23 protein-coding genes are annotated in these 26509 nt (G+C 36.1%); 15 read left to right on the forward strand and 8 right to left on the reverse strand.

Annotated elements, in window-relative coordinates:
- The 3 genes from feoB to EG849_RS00875 are packed head-to-tail and all read left to right on the forward strand — an operon-like array spanning window position 1 to window position 3067.
- On the forward strand, window positions 1-2106 hold the full coding sequence (gene feoB, locus EG849_RS00865; RefSeq protein ID WP_125011193.1) for a ferrous iron transport protein B: 2106 nt from the start codon (window positions 1-3) through the stop codon (window positions 2104-2106).
- Between the two features lie 4 nt (window positions 2107-2110).
- Entirely contained in the window at window positions 2111-2929 is an 819-nt protein-coding gene (locus EG849_RS00870; protein ID WP_125011194.1) for a hypothetical protein, read from the forward strand.
- A 9-nt stretch (window positions 2930-2938) separates the two neighbouring features.
- Window positions 2939-3067 (forward strand): FeoB-associated Cys-rich membrane protein, encoded by a 129-nt coding sequence (locus EG849_RS00875; RefSeq protein ID WP_125011195.1) that lies wholly within the window; start codon window positions 2939-2941, stop codon window positions 3065-3067.
- On the opposite strand, the gene EG849_RS00880 is transcribed toward EG849_RS00875, so the two are convergent.
- Together EG849_RS00880 and EG849_RS00885 are read right to left on the reverse strand one after the other, a co-directional pair.
- Entirely contained in the window at window positions 3064-3882 is an 819-nt protein-coding gene (locus EG849_RS00880; protein WP_125011196.1) for a ZIP family metal transporter, read from the reverse strand. The genes EG849_RS00875 and EG849_RS00880 overlap by 4 nt on opposite strands.
- Window positions 3883-3885: 3 nt before the next feature.
- Window positions 3886-4539: a metal-dependent transcriptional regulator gene (locus EG849_RS00885; protein WP_125011197.1), complete on the reverse strand. Its 654-nt coding sequence runs from the start codon at window positions 4537-4539 to the stop codon at window positions 3886-3888.
- An 88-nt stretch (window positions 4540-4627) separates the two neighbouring features.
- On the opposite strand from EG849_RS00885, the gene EG849_RS00890 reads away from it, so the two are divergent.
- From EG849_RS00890 to EG849_RS00935, 10 genes are all read left to right on the forward strand, one after another.
- Complete coding sequence (locus EG849_RS00890) at window positions 4628-6886, forward strand: TonB-dependent receptor (protein WP_125011198.1); 2259 nt, start codon at window positions 4628-4630, stop codon at window positions 6884-6886.
- 10 nt (window positions 6887-6896) lie between these two features.
- Entirely contained in the window at window positions 6897-7355 is a 459-nt protein-coding gene (locus EG849_RS00895) for a thioredoxin family protein (RefSeq protein WP_125011199.1), read from the forward strand.
- 49 nt (window positions 7356-7404) lie between these two features.
- Complete coding sequence (locus tag EG849_RS00900; RefSeq protein ID WP_125011200.1) at window positions 7405-8547, forward strand: lycopene cyclase family protein; 1143 nt, start codon at window positions 7405-7407, stop codon at window positions 8545-8547.
- Window positions 8548-8661: 114 nt separating this feature from the next.
- Window positions 8662-9072 (forward strand): BrxA/BrxB family bacilliredoxin, encoded by a 411-nt coding sequence (locus EG849_RS00905; RefSeq protein ID WP_125011201.1) that lies wholly within the window; start codon window positions 8662-8664, stop codon window positions 9070-9072.
- Window positions 9073-9455: 383 nt separating this feature from the next.
- Complete coding sequence (trhO, locus tag EG849_RS00910; protein WP_125011202.1) at window positions 9456-10835, forward strand: oxygen-dependent tRNA uridine(34) hydroxylase TrhO; 1380 nt, start codon at window positions 9456-9458, stop codon at window positions 10833-10835.
- A 189-nt stretch (window positions 10836-11024) separates the two neighbouring features.
- Window positions 11025-12527: a regulatory iron-sulfur-containing complex subunit RicT gene (gene ricT / locus EG849_RS00915; protein WP_125011203.1), complete on the forward strand. Its 1503-nt coding sequence runs from the start codon at window positions 11025-11027 to the stop codon at window positions 12525-12527.
- On the forward strand, window positions 12511-12996 hold the full coding sequence (locus EG849_RS00920; protein ID WP_125011204.1) for a gliding motility lipoprotein GldH: 486 nt from the start codon (window positions 12511-12513) through the stop codon (window positions 12994-12996). The genes ricT and EG849_RS00920 overlap by 17 nt, the downstream gene beginning before the upstream one ends.
- Window positions 12997-13000: 4 nt before the next feature.
- The gene (locus tag EG849_RS00925) at window positions 13001-15313 is read left to right on the forward strand and encodes a penicillin-binding protein 1A (RefSeq protein ID WP_125011205.1); all 2313 of its coding nucleotides are present in this window, start codon (window positions 13001-13003) and stop codon (window positions 15311-15313) included.
- A 69-nt stretch (window positions 15314-15382) separates the two neighbouring features.
- Entirely contained in the window at window positions 15383-16084 is a 702-nt protein-coding gene (locus EG849_RS00930) for a CoA transferase subunit A (protein ID WP_125011206.1), read from the forward strand.
- Between the two features lie 2 nt (window positions 16085-16086).
- Entirely contained in the window at window positions 16087-16746 is a 660-nt protein-coding gene (locus EG849_RS00935) for a 3-oxoacid CoA-transferase subunit B (protein ID WP_125011207.1), read from the forward strand.
- A gap of 70 nt (window positions 16747-16816) precedes the next feature.
- Here EG849_RS00935 and EG849_RS00940 read toward each other — a convergent pair whose 3' ends face one another.
- Both EG849_RS00940 and EG849_RS00945 read right to left on the reverse strand, forming a co-directional pair.
- The gene (locus EG849_RS00940) at window positions 16817-17206 is read right to left on the reverse strand and encodes a hypothetical protein (RefSeq protein ID WP_125011208.1); all 390 of its coding nucleotides are present in this window, start codon (window positions 17204-17206) and stop codon (window positions 16817-16819) included.
- A gap of 12 nt (window positions 17207-17218) precedes the next feature.
- Window positions 17219-18907 carry an ABC transporter ATP-binding protein gene (locus tag EG849_RS00945; RefSeq protein ID WP_125011209.1) on the reverse strand — a complete coding sequence of 563 codons (1689 nt, stop codon included), beginning with the start codon at window positions 18905-18907 and terminating at the stop codon, window positions 17219-17221.
- 186 nt (window positions 18908-19093) lie between these two features.
- On the opposite strand from EG849_RS00945, the gene EG849_RS00950 reads away from it, so the two are divergent.
- Both EG849_RS00950 and EG849_RS00955 read left to right on the forward strand, forming a co-directional pair.
- Complete coding sequence (locus tag EG849_RS00950) at window positions 19094-22066, forward strand: S8 family serine peptidase (protein ID WP_125011210.1); 2973 nt, start codon at window positions 19094-19096, stop codon at window positions 22064-22066.
- A 198-nt stretch (window positions 22067-22264) separates the two neighbouring features.
- Window positions 22265-22870: a hypothetical protein gene (locus tag EG849_RS00955; RefSeq protein ID WP_125011211.1), complete on the forward strand. Its 606-nt coding sequence runs from the start codon at window positions 22265-22267 to the stop codon at window positions 22868-22870.
- A 91-nt stretch (window positions 22871-22961) separates the two neighbouring features.
- Here the strand turns inward: EG849_RS00955 and EG849_RS00960 are convergent, their stop codons facing one another.
- The 4 genes from EG849_RS00960 to EG849_RS00975 are packed head-to-tail and all read right to left on the reverse strand — an operon-like array spanning window position 22962 to window position 26444.
- Window positions 22962-24074, reverse strand: a complete 1113-nt coding sequence (locus EG849_RS00960; protein WP_125011212.1) for a DUF6794 domain-containing protein — start codon at window positions 24072-24074, stop codon at window positions 22962-22964.
- 25 nt (window positions 24075-24099) lie between these two features.
- A complete protein-coding gene (locus EG849_RS00965) occupies window positions 24100-24813 on the reverse strand; it encodes a 3'-5' exonuclease (protein WP_125011213.1) in 714 nt (237 codons plus the stop codon).
- Entirely contained in the window at window positions 24797-25957 is a 1161-nt protein-coding gene (locus tag EG849_RS00970; RefSeq protein WP_125011214.1) for a serine hydrolase domain-containing protein, read from the reverse strand. The genes EG849_RS00965 and EG849_RS00970 overlap by 17 nt, the downstream gene beginning before the upstream one ends.
- 13 nt (window positions 25958-25970) lie before the next feature.
- A complete protein-coding gene (locus EG849_RS00975; RefSeq protein ID WP_125011215.1) occupies window positions 25971-26444 on the reverse strand; it encodes a methylated-DNA--[protein]-cysteine S-methyltransferase in 474 nt (157 codons plus the stop codon).
- Window positions 26445-26509: the final 65 nt, after the last annotated feature.

The raw sequence follows: 26509 nt of genomic DNA on the forward strand, positions 1-26509 counted from the left end.
ATGAGCCATAAAAATTTAAAAGTTGCCTTAATTGGTAATCCAAATACTGGAAAAACCTCTGTTTTTAACCAATTAACCGGCTTGAAACAGCAAGTTGGCAATTATCCCGGAATTACTGTTGAAAAGAAAATCGGCTATTGCAAGCTGAACGAAAACACTAAAGCAACCATTCTTGATTTACCTGGAACGTACAGCTTAAATGCAAGTTCTATTGACGAAAACGTGGTTATCGAACTACTGTTAAATCGAAATGATCCAAATTTTCCAGAAGTGGCTGTCGTGGTTACCGAAGTTGAAAATTTAAAGAGAAACCTATTACTTTTTACACAAATAAAAGATCTTGAAATTCCAACAATCTTGGCAATTAATATGTCAGACCGTATGGATTTTAAGGGAATCTCTCTAGATATTCCTCATTTAGAAAAAGAATTGAATACCAAAATTGCCTTAATCAGTTCTAGAAAAAACATCGGATTAGATAATTTAAAAGAATTAATTGCCAATTCCCAAGAGCTTTCTACGAAACCTTGTTTAAATGCGTCAAGTATTGATCCGGCTTATTTTGACGGACTTCGCAACGCTTTTCCAAAAGAATTACTTTACAAATTATGGCTTGTTATTACGCAAGACGTGAATTTTGGAAATTTACAGCGAAATGAAATTGAAGAAAAATCTTTTGCAAAACCAGCCTCTGAGCTGAAGAAAATGCAACAGAAAGAAACCATAAAAAGATACCAATTTATAAATGATGTCTTAAAAGTAGGTTACATTGTTGACAGTTCAAAAGCCAAAGGAATTCGTGCTGTTTTAGATAAAATCTTAATGCACAAAGTCTTCGGATATTTTATCTTTTTCGGTATTTTGATGCTTATTTTCCAATCGGTTTTTTCTTGGTCAGGCATTCCAATGGATTTTATTGACGAATCTTTTGCCAAGTTAAGTTCTTGGACAAAAACAGCAATGCCACCCGGTCTTTTAACCGAATTAATTTCAGAAGGAATCATTCCGGGAATAGGCGGTGTCGTTATTTTCATTCCGCAAATCGCCTTCCTTTTTCTCTTTATTTCGATCTTAGAAGAGAGCGGTTATATGAGTCGCGTCGTTTTTCTTATGGATAAAATTATGCGAAGATTTGGCTTGAGCGGTAAAAGCGTGGTGCCTTTAATTTCAGGAACTGCTTGTGCGATTCCGGCAATTATGGCGGCTCGAAATATTGAAAATTGGAAAGAACGTTTGATTACCATTTTAGTCACACCCTTCACGACTTGTTCCGCAAGATTGCCGGTTTTTGCCATCTTAATTTCTTTGGTAATTCCAGACGAAAAAGTCTTAGGTTTCATAAATTTACAAGGATTAACCTTGATGATTTTATATCTTTTAGGTTTTGGAATGGCTATTTTCTCCGCTTATCTTTTAAATAAAATTTTAAAATTTAAGTCAAAATCTTACTTTGTAGTAGAAATGCCCAATTACAGAATGCCGTTATTTAAAAATGTAGCCATAAACGTAATCGAAAAAACGAAAGCCTTTGTTTTTGGAGCCGGAAAAATCATTTTAGCACTTTCAATAATTCTTTGGTTTTTAGGTTCACACGGACCTGGAGCAAATTTTGAAAACGCAGAGCAGATTGTTACTGAAATGCCTCAAAATAAAGAAATTCACGATGAAGTGTTACAAGATGAAATTGCTTCTTTTCAGTTAGAAAACTCTTATATCGGAATCATTGGAAAAGGAATTGAGCCTGTAATTCGTCCTTTAGGATATGATTGGAAAATCGGAATTGCTGTCGTAACTTCGTTTGCGGCAAGAGAAGTTTTTGTGGGAACTTTAGCCACCATTTATAATGTTGGAAGCCACAGCGAAGAAGAATTGACCATTAAAAATAGAATGGAAGCCGAAGTAAATCCTGTTACAGGAGAAAAGGTTTTCAATTTTGCCACCGGAATATCATTGTTGCTCTTTTATTCCTTCGCGATGCAATGCATCAGTACACTCGCGATAACTAAAAAAGAAACAAATTCTTGGAAATGGCCTATGATTCAATTGGGCTTTATGACAGTTTTTGCGTATGTCACTTCTTTAATTGCCTATCAATTACTAAAATAAATTTATGAAAAAGACCCTGATTTTACTGGCAGTTTTAAGTTTTTTATCAGGGTTTTCTCAAAATAAATTAGGGAATTCAAAATCACAATTGAATACAACTAATTCAACAGGTTCTAAAAAAATTTCAGCATCTGCATCTTCTTCATCAAATGATGACAGTCCCTTTTTAGGTTTTTTTGGAGAAGTTTTAGTTTTTATTCCGGTTGCAGTTTTCAAATATGGAATTATCGGAGATTACAATAAAGAAGATCATTTATACAATACATTAACTCCCCATCCTTTTTATCAAGAAGCAAAAGGAAATTATACCGAAATGGATTCTGTGGGAAGAAGACAGCTTCGTTTTGATATCGAAAACACTATTCTTTACGGCAACAGTTCTTTATTTGGAAATCATTTACAAGCTAAATTTCGGCCTTTCCAATATTTTTATTTAGAAGGAGATTACCGTCAATTATATGAATATGATGCTTTTGACGAAAATTATGACCGACTGTCTATGTTTAATTTCAACTTCGGTTACGACCGAATTCGTTTTGAAAAATTTAATTTTGGCTGGACACTTGGCTCAACTTACGTTGGAAACGAAGTCAGAAAAGCGGGATTTTCTTATGGTTTAAACACAGATTATTTTTTGACCAAGAAAATAAGTTTTGGTGCTTCTGCAAAATGGTCGCGCATCAATCAAAATCCGGTAAATGCTTTTAAAATTCAAAGTCGTTACCACAAAGAAAATTATTTTCTGAGCATCAATTATGAACATTTGAAAATAGCTTCGCCCGTTTATAATTTTGTTGGCATTGGTGCAGGTATTTATTTTTAACTTTGTAAAATGGACATACAATCAATCATAGCTTATTTCTTAGTCATTGCCGCTGCTGTTTTTTTAGTGAAGAAATTCTTTTGGAAAAAAAAGAAAAAAGCAGACGGTTGTGGCGGTGACGATTGTGGCTGTCATTAACCCAAAGCCACGTCGAGCATCATCATGACTACAAAACCCCCAATAAAACCAAGCGTTGCAATATCTGTATTTTTATCTTGTTGCGTTTCAGGAATCACTTCTTCAACGACCACAAAAATCATCGCACCAGCGGCAAAAGCCAACGCATAAGGCAAAATTGGCGTAAAAAAAGTAATTGCAACAGCTCCAATTACACCCGCAATTGGCTCGACCAAAGCCGAAGACTGGCCATACATAAAACTTTTAGTGCGGCTCATTCCCATTCTTCGCAACGGCATTGAAACCGCAATTCCTTCTGGAAAATTCTGTATTCCAATACCAATGGCCAGAGTCAAGGCACCTGCAATGGAAGCTTCTGGAATTCCAGCGGCAACACCGCCAAACAGAACTCCTACAGCCAAACCTTCGGGAATATTGTGCAACGTGATGGCCAAAACCAGCAAAGTCGTTCGCTGCCACGGCGATTTTACGCCTTCCGTTTCTTGAAAATTAATATGCAAATGAGGCAATACTTTATCCAATCCAAAGAGAAAAAGAGCGCCCAGCACAAACCCAACGGCCGCCGGAATTACTTTTGTAAAGCCTTCGCCTTCGCTCATTTCAATTGCTGGAGCCAAAAGACTCCAGTAACTTGCGGCAACCATCACGCCTCCCGTAAAACCAAGCATTCCATCAAGAACGGCACGGTTCATTGTTTTAAAGAAAAACACAAATGAGGCACCGAAAGCAGTCACAAACCAAGTAAAAAGCGTGGCATAAAGCGCCGCTAAAATGGGATCGATGCTTTGAAAATATTCAACTATGGATTCAAACATATTTTAAATTGTTTTTACATACAGGTTGCTTGCAATTTTGTTTGAAATATTCATTTCGTTTTCATTCACTAAAACAATAAGAGAGGCGTCGAAGCTTTCTTTTTCTATAATTTCAAAGTTAGAGCCCAATGCAATATGCTGTTTATCAAGATATTTCAAGAATTCAGACGAAGTATCTTTTACGCCAACACAAATTGATCTCTGCCCAATCTTCAAATCAGACAGCAACTTTTTATCTATCTTTTTAATTTCTCCTTTCGCGTTCGGAATCGGGTCACCGTGAGGATCTTCCGTCGGAAAACCTAAAAAGGCGTCTAATTTATTAATCAATTTTTCAGATTTAATATGTTCCAATTCTTCTGCGACATCGTGTACTTCATCCCAAGAAAAATCAAGCTTTTCCACTAAAAAAACTTCCCAAAGGCGGTGTTTTCGAACAATCATTTTTGCAGAATAAAGTCCGGTTTCTGTTAAAGTCACTCCTTGGTATTTTTGATATTCTACCAAACCTTTTTCTGCCAATTTTTTAATCATATCGGTTACTGACGATGCTTTCGTTTCAATCATTTTCGCGATAGCATTGGTATTTACCCCTTTTTTTTGAAATAAGGATAAATGATAGATGGCTTTGATGTAATTTTCTTCAGAATAGGTCATTAACTGCTAAAATTTAGATATACAAATATATAAATTTTTTTCATTAAAAATTTATTTTTAGATTTGTCTAAAATTTAGTTTTGCTATTATGAAAAATATTTTTTTAATAATCTGTTTTTTAATCACACAAGTTATTGATGCTCAAGAAAAAAAATCTATTTCTGGAGTTATTTCTTCTGATGGAGTTGTTTTGGCAAATGCCGATATTAAAATTATTGGAACGAATTATACGGCTTCTTCAGATGAATTAGGGAAGTATAAAATCGAAAATATTCCTGCCGGAAATTATAAAATTCAAGTTTCTTACTTCGGAAATAAAACGCTTCGAAAAAATATTTCGATTCAATCAGAAGATTTAGATATAGATTTTGAACTGGAAAATGACAACAATTCTTTAGACGTAGTTGTGGTTTCTGGAACGCTAAAACCGGTCAGTCGATTGGAAAGTCCGGTTCCTGTGGAAGTTTACAAACCAACTTTTTTCAAGAAAAATCCAACGGCAAATATTTTTGAAGCGTTGCAAAACGTGAACGGCGTTCGACCGCAATTGAATTGCAATATTTGCAACACGGGCGACATTCACATTAACGGTTTGGAAGGTCCGTATACGTTGGTTTTAATTGACGGAATGCCTATTGTAAGCGGTTTGTCAACGGTTTATGGCTTGTCAGGAATTCCGAATTCATTGTTAGAAAGAATCGAAATTGTCAAAGGTCCGGCTTCGTCATTGTACGGAAGCGAGGCTGTAGGCGGTTTGATCAATATTATCACCAAAAATCCTTCGAGTGCACCCCGATTTTCGGTTGACGGATTTAGCAATTCTTGGGGAGAAGCCAATTTAGATTTGGGTTTCAAAGCAAATATCGGAGAAAAATCTTCGGTCTTAGTAGGTGTAAACTATTTCAATTTCAATAATCCTACGGATAACAACAATGATAATTTCACGGATGTCACGTTGCAACACCGAATTTCTGTTTTTCAAAAGTGGAATTTTGCCCGAAAAAGCAACAAATTATTTTCACTCGCCGGACGCTATTTTTATGAAGATCGCTGGGGTGGCGAAATGCAGTGGGAGAAAAAATACCGAGGTGGCAGTGAAGTGTATGGCGAAAACATTTACACCAAAAGATATGAATTATTAGGCGCTTATGAACTTCCGATTGAAGAAAAAATGCTGTTTTCATTTTCAATTACCAATCACGATCAAAACTCAGTGTATGGTAATATTCCTTATTTGGCGCAACAAAAAATTGGCTTTGGGCAATTGACTTGGGACAAAAAATTAAGCAACCACGATTTGCTTTTCGGGACCGCCGTTCGTTATCAATATTACAACAATAATACGCCGGCAACTGAAATTTCAGACAAGACTTGGATTCCGAGTGTTTTTGCGCAAGATGAAATTAAATTTAATGAAAAACACAGCGTTTTGCTTGGCGCAAGATACGATTACAACGCTGATCACGGTTCGATTTTTACGCCTCGATTTGCCTATAAATTTAAAGCGACTGACAATGACATCATTCGTTTTAATGCCGGAACTGGTTTTAGGGTCGTCAATCTTTTTACCGAAGAACACGCGGCATTGACGGGTTCTCGCGAGGTTATTGTGCAAGAAGAATTAAAACCTGAACAATCATATAATGCAAATTTGAATTATCTGAAGAAGATTTATACTGAAAACGGAACCTATATCGGCATTGAAACTTCGGCTTGGTACACGTATTTCACGAACTCGATTATACCAGATTATGATACCGATCCCAATAAAATTATTTACAAAAATTTAGACGGATTTGCAGTAACGACAGGAATCAGCGCCAACGTAGATGTGGTTTTTCAAAACGGATTGAAAATGATTTTAGGCGTAACATATATGGATGTTTCCAAAACGGAAAACGATATCAAAACGAGACAGATTTTGACCGAAAAATTCTCAGGAACTTGGGCCATTTCTTACCGAATTCCGAAATGGTTTATCGATATTGATTACACTGGAAATGTGTATGGACCGATGCGATTGCCGTTGCTTGGAGAAAATGATCCTAGAAAAGAATATTCACCAACATGGAGCATCCAGAACATTCAATTTACATACAACAAATTGAAAAATATCGAAATTTATATGGGAATCAAAAACCTTTTGAATTGGACGCCTAATAAAGGAAATCCGTTTATAATAGCACGTGCCAATGATCCGTTTGATGAAAATGTACAATACGGTCCAAGCGGAAATGTGCTTGCAACACCTGAAAATCCGTATGGTTTGACATTTGATCCGAGTTATGTTTACGGCCCGAATCAAGGAATTCGAAGTTTTTTTGGTGTTCGATATACTTTGAAATAAAATCTGTGTTATGAAAAAATTTCTATTTCTTTTTTTCTTGCTAATTACAAATCAAAACTTTGCACAATTAAACACGTTTACTTTTGAAGAAGCAGAAATATTATCGATAGAAAATCCAAAACCTTTTGTGATTTTCATTCATACCGATTGGTGCAAAATCTGCAAAATGATGGAAAACACAACTTTCAAAAATCAAGAAATCTTAAAAGAATTGAATCGAAATTTCTATTTCATTTCCTTCAATGCTGAAACTAAAATAGACATTAATTTCAACAAATATACTTTCAAATTCAAGCCAAAAGGAACAAATTCTGGCGTTCATGAATTAGCAGAAGAACTGTCAAATCAAATCTATCCAACACTAACCATTTTAAATTCTGATTATTCCATTTTAATGCAAATAGAATCGTTTGTAAATGCAAAAGATTTGTTACAGATTCTCCAAAAAACAAATCAAACAAACCCTTAAATTTCCTTAAATTTCAAATGATTTGAAAAAAGAAAACTATTTTTGGGCTATGAGAAATTACGATTACATTTTTGCCGGAACCGGATTGTCTGCCTTAATGACGGTTTATGAAATGGTGCTTTCAAAAAATTTTTCGGACAAAAAAATCCTGCTTCTTGATGCTGATTTAAAAAAAACCAATGACAGAACGTGGTGTTTCTGGGAAAAGCCAAACGGGAGGTATGAAAATTTAGTCCATAAAAAGTGGGATGTTGCCGTTTTTTCCAATGAAAAATACACGCGAGATTTAGACCTAAAACCCTATCAGTACAAAATGATCCAAGGTTTGGATTTTTATAAATTTGTCTTCGAAATTATTTCTGCTGAAAAAAATATTGAATTTTTCAACCAAAAAATAGTCTCGTTCCAAGAAGAAGATAACCGCGTTTTTGTCAAGACAGAAACAGAAGAATTCAGTTGCCACAAGCTTTTCAACAGTATTTTTAATCCGAAAGAAATTTTAGAACAAGACAAATATCCGTTATTGCAACAGCATTTTATCGGTTGGAAAATCAAAAGTTCTGAAGCTGTTTTCTTTCCAGAAAAAGCCACATTTATGGATTTTTCTGTTGCCCAAAAAGGAAACACCCGATTTATGTATGTCTTGCCTTTTTCAGAAAATGAAGCCTTGATTGAATACACTTTGTTTTCAAAAGACTTGCTTTCTGAAGAAGAATATGAAGAAGCAATTAAAGATTATATTAAAAAATTAGGCATAAAAAACTACGAAATACTCGAAAAAGAAACTGGAAACATCCCAATGACGAGCTATCAATTTTGGAATAAAAATTCTAAAAACATACTGAACATAGGTTCTGCCGGCGGTTGGACCAAAGCAAGTACCGGTTATACTTTTAAAAGTGCTTCTAAAAAATCAAAAGCTTTGGTTTCTTTTTTAGGCCAAGAAAATGATTTTAGAAAATTCCACAAAAGAACTAAATTCTGGTTTTATGATTTATTACTATTGGATATTTTAGCCCAAAAAAATCAGGTCGGAAGTTCCATATTTTCGGCGATGTTCAAAAAAGGAAATCCAAGTCTGATTTTCAAATTTTTAGATGAAGAAACCAGTTTTTACGAAGACATTCAAGTAATTTTGAAATGCCCAAAAGGAATATTTTTGAAAGCGTTATTTGACCGACTTTACAAATAGAAAAAAAATGTGTTTTGATATTTGTAAACCAATGTTAATTTAAAAAATCAACTGCAAATTCTTTGTAACTTTGCACAAAATAGAGCCTTAAACTTTAACAAAAAACAAAAAAATATGTATCCAGAAGAAATGGTAAAACCAATGCGTGCTGAATTATCAGACGCCGGTTTTGAAGAATTATATAGCGCAGGAGCGGTTGAAAATGCTATAGCAAAATCAGGAACAACTTTAGTAGTCGTTAATTCAGTTTGCGGATGCGCGGCAAGAAATGCACGTCCGGGAGCAAAAACAAGCCTTGACGGTGAAAAAAAACCTGACCATTTGGTAACGGTTTTCGCTGGTGTTGACAAAGAAGCAGTAGATGCTGCCCGTGGCTTCATGTTCCCTTTTCCTCCATCATCGCCAAGCATTGCGCTTTTCAAGGACGGAGAATTGGTGCACATGCTGGAGCGCCACCACATTGAAGGCCGCCCGGCTGAATTGATCGCTGAAAACTTAAAAGACGCTTACGCAGAATTCTGCTAAGATTATTTTTTAAAGAAAATTACCGCAGCTTCGCAGATTCAAATTACTCTGTGAAGCTGCGGTTTTTTTTTTTGAAGCCAAACAAAACGCATTCCTTTAAATGAAATTCCTGCTGCGGCCACTCGCTTTACATCTGTTTGGCACAGCTGTAAGAGCTCAAACAAAGTCAGCATCAGGGCTATTTCCCCAACTTTAAGGCACCTTTTAAACTTCCGTTTGCCAACCTTTGTCTTAAAAACCCACGCCAATCTGCAAAATCCGCGTTTAAATAAGTTTCAATAAAACACTGATATTTATCATTTTTCAAATTTCTAAAATAGCCGTATATTTGCACCCGAATTCTTCCAATTAGAATTCATTTCTCACTTAAAAACGTTTATAGCATGCAACTGTACAACACCTTAAGCGCAGAAGAAAGAGCCGAATTGATTGACCAAGCCGGCAAACAAAGATTAACTTTGTCTTTCTATGCGTATGCCAAAATTGAAGATCCAAAACAATTTCGCGACGACTTATTTGTAGCCTGGAATCAGCTTGATGCCCTTGGCCGAACGTATGTCGCCAAAGAAGGAATCAACGCGCAAATGTCGGTTCCGGCAGAAAACTTCGAAGCTTTTCGAGACACTTTAGAAGCTTATGATTTCATGAAAGACATTCGCTTGAATGTTGCCGTGGAACATGACGACCACTCTTTTTTAAAATTGACAGTCAAAGTCAGAGACAAAATCGTTGCCGACGGCTTGAACGACGAAACTTTTGACGTGACCAATATCGGAGTTCATTTAAAAGCCAAAGAATTCAACCAGATTTTAGACGACCCAAACACGATTGTAGTTGATTTCAGAAATCACTATGAAAGTGAAATTGGCCACTTTAAAGGCGCCATCACGCCTGACGTAGAAACTTTTCGCGAATCGCTACCAATTATTAACGAACAGTTAAAAGAGTTCAAAGAAGATAAAAACCTGGTGATGTATTGCACCGGAGGAATTCGCTGTGAAAAAGCTTCGGCTTATTTCAAGCACCAAGGTTTTAAAAACGTGTATCAGCTTGAAGGCGGGATCATCAATTATGCCAAGCAAATCAAGGAAGAAAATATCGAAAGTAAATTCTTGGGGAAAAATTTCGTTTTCGACCACCGTTTGGGCGAAAGAATCACAAACGACATTTTATCACAATGCCATCAATGTGGCAAACCGTGCGACAATCACACCAATTGCGAAAACGAAGGCTGTCATTTGCTATTTATCCAATGCGATGAGTGCAAATCGGCTATGGAAAATTGCTGTTCCACAGAATGCCAAGAAATCATCCACATGTCATTGGCAGATCAAGTAAAATTACGCCGTGGCGTGAAAAATGGGAATATGATTTTCAGAAAAGGAAAATCTGATAATTTAAAATTCAAAAATTCGGGAGAATTGTCTGATGTAGCTTTAGCGACTGCTCCTGAAGATACAGCTGTAATTCAAAAACCGAAAGACATTCGTCAAAAGATCAAAATCAAAAAAGTTTTGGCCGGAAGTGCAACACATTATTTCCCAAAATCTGAAGTTGGACAGTTTTTAATTGAAAATATCGAACTTTCAATTGGCGACAAAATCCTAATTTCCGGACCAACAACAGGTAATCAAGAAATGCAAATCACCGCAATGTTCGTCAATGGACAAGTGGGAACTGTTGCCAAAACAGGCGATAAAATGACTATGAGTCTTCCGTTCCGGATTCGTCTCTCCGATAAAATCTATAAGATTTTGGATTAAAAATATTTCTACATTATTTACGTTAAACCTATTTCATATTTTATGAGATAGGTTTTTTGTTTTTAAAACATAATGCATTGAAAATCAACAACTTTTCAACTTTGCAGTATAAATTTAAAAATCACTATCTTTACGCTCAAAACTTTTTAAGAATTTTAAGTTGTGTTCGCGCAACATCTATATAAAATTATGGCCTGTACAAGTTGTTCAACATCTGATGGTGGCGCACCAAAAGGATGTGGAAATAAAGGAAATTGTGGCACGGACAGCTGCAACAAACTGACGGTATTCGACTGGCTTTCAAACATGAGCATGCCAAACGGCGAAGCTCCATTTGACTGTGTCGAGATACGATTCAAAAACGGAAGAAAAGAATTTTACCGAAATACGGAGAAACTAACCTTGAGCATGGGAGATATTGTGGCAACAGAAGCCTCTCCTGGTCATGACGTTGGTATCATTACGCTTACCGGCGAATTGGTAAAAATTCAGATGAAGAAAAAAGGCGTAAATCATACCAGCAATGAAATTGGTAAAATTTACAGAAAAGCTTCACAAAAAGATATTGATATTTGGTCAGACGCACGCGCAAAAGAAGAGCCGATGAAGGTCCGCGCCCGTGAATTGGCAATTGCCCAAAAATTAGAAATGAAAATTTCTGATATCGAGTTTCAAGGTGACGGTTCAAAAGCGACGTTTTATTACACCGCCAACGACCGTGTTGATTTTCGTATGCTGATCAAGGATTTCGCCAAAGAATTCAGTACCAGAATTGAGATGAAACAAGTAGGTTTCCGTCAAGAAGCGGCTCGTTTGGGCGGTATCGGTTCTTGCGGAAGAGAACTTTGCTGCTCTACTTGGCTGACTGATTTTAGAAGCGTGAATACTTCTGCGGCACGTTACCAGCAACTTTCATTGAATCCGCAGAAATTGGCGGGACAATGCGGTAAACTGAAATGCTGTTTGAACTATGAATTAGACACTTACATGGATGCCTTAAAAAGTTTTCCAGATTTTGACACCAAATTAGTTACTGAAAAAGGTGACGCCATTTGTCAAAAACAAGATATTTTCAAAGGATTGATGTGGTTTGCTTACACCAATAATTTTGCAAATTGGCACGTTTTAAAAATCGACCAGGTAAACGAAATCATTGCTGAAAATAAGCAAAAAATAAAAGTTTCCTCATTAGAAGATTATGCTCTTGATGAAGTTGCAGAACCTGAAAAGGACTTCAACAATGCGATGGGACAAGAGAGCTTGACACGTTTTGACCAGCCAAAGAAAAAGAAAAGACCTGCCAAAAAGCGCAAGCCAGAAGGTGAAGCTACAACTTCAAAAGGTCCGGCAATTCAAAAAAATACGCCAGAAAATAGAAGTCAAGGACCCAAGCCAGTTCAAAAAATTGTGCCAAATGCCAACCCGAATCAAAAACAAAATTTGAATCAAAAGCCAGCACAAAATCCAAATCAAAAACCGGCAATAAACCCGAATCAAAAGCAGTCGAACCCGAATCAGGCTCAAAAACCGGCAAATCCAAATCAAAAGGCAAACCCGAATCCAAATCAAAAGCCGAATCCAAACAAAAACAACAATAAAAACAGGCCTCAAAAGCCAGCACCAGAGAATAAAACCGAAACTAAACCAGATAACAAAATAATTCCAGTCAAAAAAAATGAGCCTGAAAAATAGCCTCCTATTTATTTTTGCCGTAGTGCTTTTGGTTTCCTGCGATAAAAAAAGAGTTTTTGACCAATACAAATCCTTCGGGACCACTTGGCCAAAAGACAGCATTGCCTCTTTTATTTATAACAATCAAGATACCACAAAGGCATACGATTTGTACCTCAACTTGCGTTCTAACAATGAGTATCCTTTTAATAATATCTTTTTGATTGTGATGACTGAAGCTCCGGGCGGAATGACAAAAGTGGATACCGTTGAATATCAAATGGCAAATCCAGACGGAAGTTTGCTTGGCGATGGTTTTTCGGATTTAAAAGAAAGCAAATTGTATTTCAAGGAAAAATTCAAGTTTGACAAAATTGGGGATTATAAAATTGGAATCCAACAAGCGGTTCGCCAAACCGGAAAAGTAGATGGCGTTCCAGATTTAAAAGGAATTACCGAAATTGGTTTTAGAGTAGAAAAATTAGATTAAAGTTATGGCAACTAAAAAAAATAACGGCCAAGGCAAAGACTTGGCTTATTATAACAGACAATTCTGGAAACTATTTTTAATCGGAATCGGTTGTGGCTTCTTGTTCTTTTTGTTTGCTTCTTGGGGACTTTTTGGCTCCATGCCTTCGTTTGAAGAACTTGAAAATCCAGAATCAAATCTGGCAACCGAAATTATTTCTTCGGATGGAGAAACACTCGGCAAATTTTATAACGAAAATAGAACTGCAATCAAGTATTCTGATCTTCCAAAACACTTGGTTGATGCCTTGATTTCAACAGAAGACGAACGTTTTTATGAGCATTCTGGAATTGATACCAGAGGAACTTTAAGAGCCATCGCCGGATTGGGAAGCAGTGGCGGAGCAAGTACAATTACGCAACAGCTTGCCAAACTTTTATTTCACGGAGAACGTTCAAGAAATCCGATCATTGCCGTGGTTCAAAAAGCAAAAGAATGGATTATTGCTACGCGTTTAGAAAGACAATATACAAAGCAGGAAATCATTGCAATGTATTTTAATAAAGCCGATTTTGTCAATAATGCTGTGGGAATTCGTACTGCTTCAAGAGTTTATTTCGGTAAAGAACCTCGCGATTTGAAAATTGAAGAGGGTGCTGTTTTAGTCGGAATGTTAAAAAATCCATCTTTTTTTAATCCTTTAAGGGAAAAAAGAAAACAATTGGTTTTTGACCGAAGAAATACGGTCTTGAGCCAAATGGTGAAAAATGACAAATTAGAACCTGCTGCAAAAGAATCGCTTGCAAAAAAACCATTGGTTTTAGATTATCATCCAGAAAGCCATAACGAAGGAATTGCTACTTATTTCAGGGAATATCTTCGTGATTTCATGAAAACTTGGGTAAAAGAAAATCCTAAAAAAGATGGTGGCGATTATGATATTTATAGAGACGGTTTAAAAATTTATACTACGATTGATTCCAGAATGCAACGATACGCTGAAGAAGCTGTTAGCGCACACATGGCAAATCTTCAAAAAGAATTTTTCAAACAAGCCAAATCAAATAAAAATGCCCCTTTCATCAAATTGTCTGACGCAGAAACCAACTCCTTGATGGAACGCGCCAGAAAATCGTCTGAAAGATGGAGACAAATGAGCGCTCAAGGAAAAAGTGAAGGTGAGATCAAAAAATCATTTGATGTAAAAACAGACATGACGGTCTTTACTTGGAAAGGTGAAAAAGATACCATAATGACGCCAAACGATTCAATCAGATATTACAAACATTTCTTGCGAACAGGCTTAATGTCAATGGAACCGCAAACAGGTCACGTGAAAGCCTGGGTTGGAGGAATTAATTACAAACATTTTCAGTACGATCACGTAGGCCAAGGAGCAAGACAAGTGGGTTCTACATTCAAGCCTTTTGTCTATGCCGCTGCCATTGAACAGCAAGGTTATTCTCCTTGCGACTCGATTATTGATGCGCCTTACACCATTCCAAAAGGCAGACACAATGTTACCGAAACTTGGACACCAAGAAATTCAAACGGTACTTATAAAGGAATGGTTACTTTAAAATCAGCGCTGGCAAATTCAATCAACACCGTTTCGGCTAAATTGATTGATAAAGTAGGTCCGGATGCTGTAATTGATTTGGTAAAAAAATTAGGAGTTAATTCTAAAATTCCTTCGCAACCGTCGATTGCTTTGGGAGCTGTAGAAATTACAGTACAAGATATGGTTGCCGCTTACAGTACTTTTGCCAACAAAGGGGTGTATGTAAAACCGCAAGTTATTACGCGAATTGAAGATAAAAACGGAGTCGTCCTTTATGAATCGACACCTGTTTCTCACGATGTTTTAAATCAAGATATCGCTTATGCGGTGATTAAACTTCTAGAAGGCGTTACTGAATTTGGTTCTGGAGGTCGTTTGAGAACTGACGGTGGCGGATATGGTTATGAAATGATGACCGGATATCCATACGTTTTAAGAAATCCAATCGCGGGTAAAACCGGAACAACTCAAAATCAATCTGACGGTTGGTTCGTGGGAATGGTTCCAAATTTAGCCACTGGAGTGTGGGTTGGAAACGAAGACCGTTCTGCGCATTTTAAGAGCATCACTTATGGCCAGGGAGCTGTTATGGCTTTACCTGTTTGGGGATTGTATATGAAAAAATGCTACGCAGATAAAGAACTTAACGTATCAAAAGAAGCCTTTGAACGCCCAAAAAATCTCTCTATAAAAGTAGATTGCTGGTCACCGCCGGTCAAAAAAGATTCCACTGATGTGGATATAGAAGAACAAAACACAGATGAATTTGATTTCTAAATTATCTATAAAACGCCTTTCTTAAGGCGTTTTTTTATATATTTATCCTCCAAAACAAACATTCTTTATATGATTAATAAAAAAGTCGCATCGGTGAGTGATGCACTGAAAGATATCCAAGACGGGCAAACCATTATGCTCGGCGGTTTCGGACTTTGTGGCATTCCTGAAAACAGCATTGCCGAATTGGTGAAATTAGAAGTTACTGATTTGACTTGCATTTCTAACAATGCCGGAGTTGATGATTTCGGATTGGGATTATTGCTTCAAAAACGCCAAATCAAAAAAATGATCTCTTCATATGTAGGTGAAAACGCTGAATTTGAGCGCCAGATGCTTTCCGGAGAATTAGATGTTGAATTGACGCCTCAAGGAACTCTAGCTGAAAAATGCCGCGCGGCCCAAGCCGGAATTCCAGCCTTTTTTACTCCTGCTGGTTTTGGAACTGAAGTGGCCGAAGGAAAAGAAGCACGAGAATTCAATGGCAAGATGCACATTATGGAAGAAGCGTACAAAGCTGATTTTGCAATCGTAAAAGCTTGGAAAGGCGATGAAGCCGGGAATTTAATCTTCAAAGGAACGGCAAGAAATTTTAATTCATGTATGGCTGGCGCAGCGAATATTACTGTTGCCGAAGTAGAAGAACTGGTTCCTGCGGGAAGCTTAGACCCAAATCAAATTCACATTCCCGGAATTATGGTGCAGCGAATCTTCCAAGGAGAAAAATTTGAGAAAAGAATAGAACAAAGAACAACTAGAAAAAGAGACTAACGATGGCTTTAGATAAAAATCAAATTGCAAAAAGAATAGCAAAAGAAGTTAAAGACCAATATTTCGTTAATCTAGGAATCGGGATTCCGACATTGGTTGCCAATTATGTTCGTGAAGATATTTCAGTGGAATTTCAAAGTGAAAATGGCGTTCTCGGCATGGGCCCGTTTCCCTTTGAAGGCGAAGAAGATGCCGATGTAATTAATGCCGGTAAACAAACCATCACCACGCTTACGGGCGCGAGTTTTTTTGATTCTGCTTTCAGTTTCGGAATGATCCGTAGCCAAAAAGTAGATTTGACCATTCTTGGTGCGATGGAAGTTGCCGAAAACGGAGACATTGCCAACTGGAAAATTCCAGGAAAAATGGTAAAAGGAATGGGTGGCGCCATGGATTTAGTGGCATCTGCCGAAAACATCATCGTGGCAATGATGCACGTCAACAAAGCCGGAGAGTCAAAACTTTTAAAAAGATGTTCGTTGCCATTGACGGGCGTTGGATGTGTGAAAAAAGTGGTTACCGAATTGGCAGTTTTAGAAATTGTTCCTGAAGGTTTTAAACTTTTAGAAAGAGCTCCAGGCGTTTCAGTAGAAGAAATTCAGAAAGCAACAGAAGGAAATTTGATCATCGAGGGAGAGATTCCTGAAATGATCATTGATTAAATTTTCTGCATAAATAAAAAAGCCACAAATTTTAAAACTTGTGGCTTTTTTATTATAATCTACATCTATTTTATTTGCCCAGATAAGCCAGCAAAACTTCATTCGCATTGCCAAAAGTTGGAGGCTGGTCTGTTATGCTCACCGCCCTTTTCTTGTTTAATTTATAAGTCAAATCAAATTCTGTCGTAAACAAAATTGCCGATAAGAAAGGATTGTTAATAAAAGGAAGCAATCGGTCAAAAGCACTATTGACGGTATGTGTTTCCATTATTTCTTCTTGCTGGAATCTAAACTTAAGTTCAAATTTCAACTCGTTTTTATCTAAAACGGGGCGGATAAAAATATTTTTTAATTCTGAATTACCAATCGTTTTTGCAAAAGTAAGCTTGGCAAAAGTTCCATCAGAAAGACTCGTTTTAAAATGTTCATAAAACTCAGAAAATGTATCGGTAAATGTCATAATTATTATTTTTTAATTCCCTTTCGGAATGGCTTCAATTAATTTTTTAGTGTATTCTTTCTGCGGATTTTCATATAAAACATCGGCATCTGCCAATTCTTCAATTTTTCCTTTGTTCATGACCAAAACCTGATCAGACATGTATTTTACAACAGCCAGATCGTGCGAAATAAAAATATAAGTAAACCCGAAATTCTCTTTTAATTCGTTCAATAAATTCAATACCTGTGCTTGAACCGAAATATCTAAAGCGGAAACCGATTCGTCACAAACAATCAATTTGGGTTGCAAAGCAATCGTTCTCGCAATCCCGATTCTTTGCCTTTGCCCTCCCGAAAATTCGTGCGGATAACGGTTAAAAAATGGGGCTCCTAATCCTACTCTATCTAAAATTTCGAGGGTTTTTTGCTTTCTTTCAGCATCATTTTTATACAAATTATGTACTTTCATCGGTTCCATAATTGCTTTTCCGACAGGAATTCTCGGATTCAAGGAGGAATAAGGATCCTGAAAAATAATCTGTATTTCTTTTCGAAGACTTCGAATTTCTTCTGACGGAAGCTTTGTAATATCAACACCTCGGTAAAAAATTTGTCCCGAAGTTGCTTTGTCTAATTGTAAAATGGTATTTCCCAAAGTCGATTTTCCACAGCCTGATTCTCCCACCAAGCCTAAAGTTTCACCTTCATAAATTTTAAAACTGACATCGTTCACCGCTTTAAATCCGGTTTTTTTCCCGAACAATCCCGCGGTTGAAAAATATTCTTTTTCTACGTTTCTTACTTCTAAAATCGGATCTTGCCTGTATAGTTTTTCTTGCGCTTTTTTCCTTTCTTCCGAAGTTATAATTTCTGAATTTACTGAATTCTCCAAATAATCTTTTATCGTCGGAAGCCTTTTCAATCGCACCGCTAATGAAGGCCTCGAACTAATTAAAGCTTGTGTGTAAATATGCTGTGGGTTGTGAAAAACATCCACCGCACTGCCTTGTTCCACAATTTCGCCCTGGTACATCACCAACACGCGGTTGGCAATTTCAGAAACCAGCGCCAAATCGTGTGAAATAAAAATGATGCTCATTCCGGTTTCTTGCTGGATATCTTTCAAGAGCTGGATGATTTCATTTTGAACGGTTACATCCAAAGCCGTAGTTGGCTCGTCAGCAATTAAAACTTTTGGCTTGCAAGCAATTGCCATCGCAATCATCACGCGCTGTTTTTGTCCGCCTGAAATTTGGTGCGGATAACTTTCATAAATCTTTTCTGGATCAGGAAGTTTTACTCTTGAAAACAGCTGTAAAACTTCTTGCTTGATCTCTTTTTTAGAAAGCTTTGTATGCTGTTCTAAAATCTCGGCCACTTGAAAACCACATTTCAAGGAAGGATTCAAAGAACTCATCGGCTCTTGAAAAATCATCGAAATTTGTTTTCCTCTTAAATTTTGAAGTTCTTTTTTAGATAAAGTGGCAATATTTTTTCCTTCGAATACAATTTCTCCATCTGAAACTTTTGAAATATTTTGAGGCAGCAAACCCACAATTGCCAAAGAAGAAACGGATTTGCCAGAGCCAGATTCACCTACAATTCCAAGTATTTCGTTCGATTCCAGCGTATAATTTATCCGCTTGATTATCGGAAGAAATTCTTTTTCTATCTTAAAAGAAATTTCAAGATTTTGGATGTTTAGCAACGGTGTTTTCATATCGATAAAAGTAACAAAATTGGCTGTCTGTAAAAAGAAAACCCAAAGATCTTTTTAAACGTATATAATAAGAATCTTTTAATAATAGAAACACATTTTTAAAACTTATCGCTTAAATTGAAGGTAATTCCTATTTTATAAATAATATTTTTAAAAGTTTATTGCACATCATTCAATTGATTATATTTGAAAAAAAATAAAAATCCCCATATTCCTAAACTAGTGATCTACAATTACAACTTCGCTTCTAAAATTTTATTGGTTCTTTCGATCTCGCTTTTTGCTACAACTGCTTTTTCTCAAAATAAGGAAGAAGTGGCTCAGATGGTAAAAGAATATGATTTAACGAAATTAAAAAATCTAGAAAACACCTTTCTTAAAAAATCTAGAATTGAAAAACAAAAAGCTCTACTAGCTGCAAAGGCTAATAATTGGCCTGAATTTATTAAAAATAAAGATGGAAGCATTGATGAGCTAATAAAGCTGACTGTGGATGGAAAACCCCTATATTATTCTTCAAATAACGTAAATGCTGCCGCTTCGACAAGAGCTAATTTTTTAAATAGCGGAGGCGGACTTGGACTGAATTTAGACGGGCAAGGAATGGTCGCTCGCGTTTGGGATGGCGGAAAAGTTAGAGCTTCACATCAAGAATTTGGAAATCGTGTTACTGTTGTTGATGCCGTTGCTGGACCAACAGGAAATAATTTCCATGCTACTCACGTGACCGGAACCATCATTGCTTCGGGTATTAACGCAAACGCAAAAGGAATGGCGCCTTTAGCACAAGCCAGAACGTTTAACTGGACCGATGATGCTAGTGAAGTTTTATCTGAAGTGCAATTGGGAATGCTGATTTCGAATCATTCTTATGGTGTTCCATCAACTTCAGCCCCTGCTTGGTATATCGGAGCTTATTCTGATGATTCAAGAATGTGGGACATTATTGCTTATAATTCTCCTTATTATTTGATGGTTCTTTCAGCAGGAAATAACGGAACAGACTCCAATTCAAGCGCAACAACATCCGGATATGATAAATTAACCGGAAATAAAGTTTCAAAAAACAATCTGGTTGTCGCAAATGCCAATGATGCCAATATTGATGCCAATGGTAATTTAATTAACGTAAACATTAATTCTGGAAGTAGTCAAGGTCCTGCTGATGACTACAGAATCAAACCCGATATTACCGGAAATGGAACCAATGTATATTCCACTTTTGAAACTTCAAACACCGCTTATGGCGCTATCACAGGAACTTCAATGTCTTCACCAAATGTGGCCGGAACCCTTTTATTATTGCAACAACATTACAAAAACACCAACAATCGTTACATGAAAGCGGCGACATTAAAAGCTTTAGCTTGTCATACTGCTGATGATGCAGGTAGACCTGGTCCTGATGCTGTTTTTGGTTGGGGTTTATTAAATGCAAAAAGAGCTGCTGAAACAATAACTTCGAATGGGTTGAGCACTTGGATTGCAGAAGAAAAACTTGAAAACAATCAAACTTATACGTTAAATGTAGTAGCAAGCGGCAATGGTCCCGTTAAAGCTACCATTGTCTGGAATGATGTTCCAGGAACAGCAAATCAAGGAGCTTTAAACAGCTCAACTCGCGCTTTGGTGAATGATTTAGACATCAGAATTACTAAGGGAAATGAAACTTATTTTCCTTGGAAATTAACTTCAGATGCAAGCGCAAATGCGATTAATTCAGAAGACAACAATGTTGACAATGTTGAAAGTGCTGCAACTGCTTTAACAATGGGCGGAAATTACACTATTACGGTCACTCACAAAGGAACTTTACAAACGGGTTCTCAAAATTTTTCAATTGTAGTAACTGGTGTAAGTTCGAGTTTTGCAATTACACCAACTACAGGAACTCAAATTATTTGCAATACACAAAGTGCAACTTATAATTTTAACCACACAACTGCCGCTCCAGGAACTACTGATTTTTCTGTAATTGGACTTCCGGCTGGAGCAACTGCCTCATTGAGCTCAAATTCTCTCTCTGCTGCTGGCAGTGTTTCAATGACAATTTCAAACCTTCAGGGAGTTCCAGCTGGAGATTATTCTATCGGATTAAAAGGAACTAGAGGTTCTGAAACAGAAACAAGTTATGTGGAATTAAAAGTGTATAGTACTACTTTTCAAAATATAACTTTGGTTTCTCCTGCAAATCAATCAAGCGGATTAACAACTTCTGTAAATTTAGAATGGAACGAAAATATAAATGCAGAATCATATAGAGTTCAAGTTTCCACAAATGCTGCATTTTCTAATTTATTCTTAAATCAAATTACAACAAGCACCAATTTTACCGTAACCAACCTTGCTCAAGAAACCACTTATTATTGGCGAATTTTGCCAGTAAATCGTTGTGGAGAAGCTTCAACTGGAACTGCAAATACTTTTTCAACCGGATTATTAACTTGCGATATTGTTTTTAATGCTACAGACTTTTCAGATGCAACAATTGCAGCGACAGCCAATTCACAAGGAATTGTTCCAGTAAATGTAACAGGCGGAATGACCATTGGAAACTTGACGGCAACCCTGAATATTTCTCATACTTACATCGAAGATTTAACGATTTATCTTGAAGGTCCAGCATCTTTAGGCTATCCTTTTATCAGATTATTTCAAGAGCCGTGTGGTGACAACGATAACATTGTGGTCACAATTAGTGATGCCGGAACTACTTTTACATGTAGCGCTTCGATACCAGCAATCTCTGGAACCGTAAAACCTGTTGATGCTTTGAATTCTTTTAATAATTTACTTGCTGATGGTGAATGGACTTTATATGCGTACGACCCCTACAACGGTGATGGCGGCATTATAAACAGTTTCAGTCTTAACTTCTGCAATGTCACGGCTTCTGCATTAAGCGTTGGTGAAAATGAGTTGAGCAACGTAAAAGTGTATCCAAATCCAACACAAGGGATTTTGAATATTTCACTACCGCAAATGTCAGAAGTTACCACATTGACTTTAGTTGATATCCAAGGAAGACAAATATTGAAAAAAGAAGTTTCAAATACCTTAGAAACTTTAAATATTGAAAACCTTTCAGAAGGCGTTTATATCTTAAACATTCAAAGTGGCTCTTTAAAAACTTCTAAAAAAGTAGTTTTAAACAGATAATTTTTAAATTATTTTTAGAACCTAATCCATTCATAATGAATCCTGATTGCACAACGCAATCAGGATTTTTTTATTTATAGAGAATTCTTCTAAAAAGTTTTGGCACGCAAATTGGATATCGCTAAATAACCTTCAAAATAGCAAGATTCGAAGAAGCTGAAAATCGCAAGAGTAAGCAAAACACAAACTTTTTTGATTATGAAAAATTTTACTTTTTTAGTGGCAAGTTTCCTTCTTTTTGGAGGTGTTGCAAATGCTTCAGAAATAATCAAATTTTCTTATGTAGCGAATTTTAGAACTTTTAGCAATGCAGAACCAATCGCATTTACCGAAAGAGGAATTGAATTTTATATTTTTCCTGACGGACAATTTGATTTCAATACCCAACCTTCTCAAGGTGAAATGTATTACAGAACTGCAAGACGTGGCAATGTAAACGCCACTTATGGAGCTCCGGCAAACACAGTGATTTCTGGTGTAAAAATTGAACACGACAGTCAAGGAAGAGTACGCAGAATCGGAAACGTTTTTGTAAACTATGACGCACAAGATAGAATCAAAAGAATTGGTTCAGTATACATGACTTACAACAATTTCAACTTGACAAGAGTGGGAAACCTGCAAATTGTGTACAACCGAAGAGGACAAATTATTGATATGATTGGAAACGTAAACGGAAGAAGCAGTCACGCACAAAACGGAAGCACTTCTCCTTATTACGGAAACAGTCAAGGCTACAACAACAATAATGACAATATTTATTACAGAAAAGCAAATGAAAAAGAAGTAAAAACCAAAAGATAAAAGTACAAGCCAAAATGAAAAAAGCCTTGAGATTTCAAGGCTTTTTTGTGTTTAAATGTTTCTCTTTCGAGCTAAAATTGAAGATTTTTCATTATTCGATAGTTTCCCAATCGTTATATTTGAACCACTGCTCTTTATTCTTTTTTACCTTTTTTATAATTCTTTTTGGTGGAACCCTCCATCTTTTTGTTTTTAGATTATAAATTTTGCTTCCATCATTGTCGAAATAAATAATTCCTTTATTGTCGCAAGTTTCGATAATTTTCACTTTAATCAAAAAATTTTCTTGATTCAATTCTGAAATTAAACCTTTAGCGACACAAATACTATTATCATCTTTCTCTTCTTGTTTTTTACTTACATATCCATTGCTATATTTAAACTCAAGCGTATCTCCAAGTTTGTATTTAGAAAACTCCACTTCTTGCCTTTGTAGTTCAGATTTTCTGGAATTTTCCCAAAAGTCTTGGTAATGTTTAATTTGTTCTTCTAATCTGATTTCTTTGTTATTCAAATACCTATGATAGCTTGTTAGTATAATTCCCGACATATCATCCGGGTGACGAATTCCTAAATCATTAAAATATTTTGAAAGTCTTGACCCTCCCCAAAGTTTCCAATTATTTCTTATCCACATTCCGAATCCGAAATGAACATTTGATGAAAATTTATCTTCGGTTAAATTTTTTTCTTTCGTTTTTGTACTGTCTGACCAAAACAAATTTATTTGAGTAAAAGAATCTTCAAGATTTTTCGGAATATAAATGTTGTCTATACTATCAGTTACAAACTTTATTTTATCTTTTTCTTCTGATTTTTTTTGATATTCGATATATTTATTGAGTATATTTTTTTCATTTATTTCTCCTTGAAGCAAATATTGTTTAAATGAAAACAATATAACTTCTGAATGAAAATCAAAAATCCCTTTGTTTTCAAAAGATTTTATGAGTCGTGAATTACTATTTTCATCAATCGTCCAAAGAAATATTGTTTTGTAATCTTTTCCCTGTTCAGATTTTGCAAATGGATAAACTGCATAAATCAGACTGTCATTATGGATGTTTTTAATTTTATTTTTTACAATATCAGGACAATCTTTGTCTAAATATTTTACAGCTTGTTTTAAATTTTTAGGAAGTTTTTCTTGTCCAAAAAAATTTGTAGATATAAAAACTATTAATACAATTATTTTTAATTTCATACTCATAGCCTATCAAACAATTTATCTATATATGTATAATTTCCTCCTCAATCAATAAATCTTCTCTTCGCAATCGCAACATAATTTGCGCTACGGCAATCACATCTTTTTCGCAGTAAATAATAATTCGGTCGATGTTTTTTTCTATGTAATACACGTGCCCGACTTCACTTCCTGAAATGTCATCTTTTGGTGACGGAATGTTGAGTACTTTCGTCAAAAGTTTAAGCGATGTATAATGTTTGAAATCGCCAAATTTCCACATTTCTAAAGTATCTAAATGCGGTACTTCCCAAGGTTTTTTCCCAAATAAATTCAGCTTATTCGGAATTTGAACTTGGTTGATAATCATTCTTCTGGCAATAAACGGAAAATCAAATTCTTTTGCATTATGACCGCACATAATATGTTGTGGCTGGTTAAAATGCGTGTTCAAAAGAGTGCTAAAATCTTGCAGTATTTTCTTTTCTTCTCCATAAAAAGAAGTAACCCTAAAATGGCGAATGTCTCCTTTAAAGGTAAAATATCCCACAGAAATACACACGATTTTTCCAAATTCAGCCCAAATTCCGGCTCTGTCATAAAATTCTTCTGGCGTAAAATCTTCCTTTCGTTGGTATTGCGTTTTTAATCCGAAAAGCTCTTTTTTATCGTCATCTAAAAGTGAAAATTCGGCTTCTTCAGGAACGGTTTCAATATCTAAAAAAAGAATGTTTTCAAGGCTAATTTTTTCTATCATTTTCTAACATTTTATAGGCTTCATCAATATATAAATAAAAATCATTACGGTGAAATTCACCTTCTTCACGCTTGCCACGTTTGTGCCCAAGGCGAACAATTATCAAATCATCTTCGGGAATTACAATCACATATTGCCCCAAATGACCTTGCATATAATATATTTTTTTATCTAAATGGTCACTCAGCCACCAGCCATATCCATATTGCGGACTGTCTTTAAATTTTGGCGTCACACATTTTTGAATAAACGTAGAATCTAAAATGGCCTCGCCATTCCATTTACCGTTTTGCAAATACAATTTTCCAAAACGCGCAAAATCCCTGGCATTGCTGGCGATACAGCAATAGGCTTTTTCAATTCCGCCATCTTTATCGACCTGCCAAAGCGCTTCATTTTCGGCTCCCATTGGTTTCCAGAAATTTTTTGAAACATAATCCGACAGTTTTTCTCCGGTCGCTTTTTCAATTACCATTGCCAAAAGTTGGGTGTTTCCACTCAAATATTCAAACTCTTTTCCAGGTTTGCTTGTTACTTTTAAATCCAACAAAACTTGGCTCAAATTTTCATCAAAATAAGCACGTGTTGTAACTGAAAACGGACTATAATACGATTCATCCCAATCCAATCCGGAAGACATGGACGACAAATCGCCGACGGTCATTTTATCTCCAAATTCACTTGAATATTCCGGAAAAAAATCGGTTACTTTTTGGTCCAAGCTTTTGATTTTCCCTTGCATAATTGCTTTTCCTAAACAAGCGGTAACCACACTTTTTGCCATCGAAAAAGAATTGGATTTGGTGTCTTTTGAGTAACCGTCAAAATAACTTTCGTGCCAAATACTATCGTTTTTAATGATCAAAAAAGCTACGGTTTCAAACTCGGAATTGGCTTCAAAAAGCACTTTTGTTTCTGGAATTTTATTATAATTTTTGCTGATTGCCCAAGGCTGTCCCACTCCTTTTTCAATTTTTCTATTCGGAAATTCGTTGTAATCACTCAAAAAAGCAGTCGTTTCTCCACTGAAGTAAATAGTCCTGACGGCGCGAACCAAATAGCCATAATTTAAAATGTAAAGCACACAAAGCAACACAGTAAAAATCACTGCGAACCAAAGAAAGAAGTTTTTGAGGAATCTCATATTTTTATTTTTTTTAAAATAAACTTTGCTGTTTAACCGGATTTTCGTGATCCAAAAGCCATTTTTTTCGCCACAAACCTCCGGCATAACCCGTGAGAGAACCATCAGTTCCAATGACACGATGACACGGAACCACAATCCAAAGTGGATTTTTTCCGTTGGCAGAAGCAACGGCGCGAATGGCTTTTACATCGCCTAATTGTATCGAAAGTTCTTGATACGACATTGTTTTCCCAAAAGGAATCTCGAGCAAACCTTGCCAAACTTTCTTTTGGAATTCGGTTCCCGACGGATTTATTTTGAATGTAAAATCAATTCTTTCTCCGTTAAAATAATCTTGAATTTGTTGATACGCTTCCTGCAATGCTTCAGGAATTACTCCTGAAATTTCTCTTTCTTCATCAAAAACAGAAATGCTGGAAATGCCATTTTCATCGCCAGAAATTACGACGGTTCCGAGAGGAGTTTTGAGATTGGCCTGCAACATTGAAAATCGTTTAGGACTTAAAGTTATGAAAAACTTTTTTATTGGAAGGAAATTAAGACAAAATC

This window comes from Flavobacterium macacae, assembly GCF_003865365.1.
In the GTDB taxonomy this organism is placed as follows: domain Bacteria; phylum Bacteroidota; class Bacteroidia; order Flavobacteriales; family Flavobacteriaceae; genus Flavobacterium; species Flavobacterium macacae.